Origin of the sequence: Cryobacterium aureum, from assembly GCF_002954245.1 — a bacterium.
Classification (GTDB): domain Bacteria; phylum Actinomycetota; class Actinomycetes; order Actinomycetales; family Microbacteriaceae; genus Cryobacterium; species Cryobacterium aureum.
Map to the genome: position 1 here is coordinate 1 of NZ_PPTG01000044.1, position 1,789 is coordinate 1,789.

A 1,789-nucleotide genomic window follows, 5' to 3' on the forward strand; every position below is an offset into this window, starting at 1 on the left:
AGCTATTCAAACATTTACGGAGAGTTTGATCCTGGCTCAGGACGAACGCTGGCGGCGTGCTTAACACATGCAAGTCGAACGGTGAAGAGGAGCTTGCTCCTTGGATCAGTGGCGAACGGGTGAGTAACACGTGAGCAATCTGCCCTTGACTCTGGGATAACTGCGGGAAACTGTAGCTAATACCGGATATTACCTTGGAAGGCATCTTCTGGGGTGGAAAGAATTTTGGTCAAGGATGAGCTCGCGGCCTATCAGCTAGTTGGTGAGGTAATGGCTCACCAAGGCGACGACGGGTAGCCGGCCTGAGAGGGTGACCGGCCACACTGGGACTGAGACACGGCCCAGACTCCTACGGGAGGCAGCAGTGGGGAATATTGCACAATGGGCGCAAGCCTGATGCAGCAACGCCGCGTGAGGGACGACGGCCTTCGGGTTGTAAACCTCTTTTAGTAGGGAAGAAGCGACTGGGTTTTCCTGGGAGTGACGGTACCTGCAGAAAAAGCACCGGCTAACTACGTGCCAGCAGCCGCGGTAATACGTAGGGTGCAAGCGTTGTCCGGAATTATTGGGCGTAAAGAGCTCGTAGGCGGTTTGTCGCGTCTGCTGTGAAAACCCGAGGCTCAACCTCGGGCCTGCAGTGGGTACGGGCAGACTAGAGTGCGGTAGGGGAGATTGGAATTCCTGGTGTAGCGGTGGAATGCGCAGATATCAGGAGGAACACCAATGGCGAAGGCAGATCTCTGGGCCGTAACTGACGCTGAGGAGCGAAAGCATGGGGAGCGAACAGGATTAGATACCCTGGTAGTCCATGCCGTAAACGTTGGGAACTAGATGTGGGGACCATTCCACGGTCTCCGTGTCGCAGCTAACGCATTAAGTTCCCCGCCTGGGGAGTACGGCCGCAAGGCTAAAACTCAAAGGAATTGACGGGGGCCCGCACAAGCGGCGGAGCATGCGGATTAATTCGATGCAACGCGAAGAACCTTACCAAGGCTTGACATATACCGGAAACGGCTAGAAATAGTCGCCCCGCAAGGTCGGTATACAGGTGGTGCATGGTTGTCGTCAGCTCGTGTCGTGAGATGTTGGGTTAAGTCCCGCAACGAGCGCAACCCTCGTCCTATGTTGCCAGCACGTAATGGTGGGAACTCATGGGATACTGCCGGGGTCAACTCGGAGGAAGGTGGGGATGACGTCAAATCATCATGCCCCTTATGTCTTGGGCTTCACGCATGCTACAATGGCCGGTACAAAGGGCTGCGATACCGCAAGGTGGAGCGAATCCCAAAAAGCCGGTCTCAGTTCGGATTGAGGTCTGCAACTCGACCTCATGAAGTCGGAGTCGCTAGTAATCGCAGATCAGCAACGCTGCGGTGAATACGTTCCCGGGCCTTGTACACACCGCCCGTCAAGTCATGAAAGTCGGTAACACCCGAAGCCAGTGGCCGAACCCGTAAGGGACGGAGCTGTCGAAGGTGGGATCGGTGATTAGGACTAAGTCGTAACAAGGTAGCCGTACCGGAAGGTGCGGCTGGATCACCTCCTTTCTAAGGAGCACGTGTCGTCCCGTCTGTATACAGCGGAATATGGCGACCAGTCATACGGAAGCGAATGTCTTCTGATGGCGCTCATGGGTGGAACATTGACATTGATGCAAGAACGGCTGAGATCTACTCGGTACGCCTGGTTCGTAAGGACGGGGTTGGAAAGGTAGGTGTCAGAGAGACTTGTATATGCACGCTGTTGGGTCCTGAGGGACCGGAACAACTGGGATGTAAAGTTCTGGTTG

At 55.2% G+C, this 1,789-nt stretch carries 1 rRNA gene; it reads left to right on the forward strand.

The annotated features are described in order from the left end of the window. Window positions 1–13 precede the first annotated feature (13 nt). A 16S ribosomal RNA gene (locus CJ028_RS15425) occupies window positions 14–1,547 on the forward strand. Window positions 1,548–1,789 lie beyond the last annotated feature (242 nt).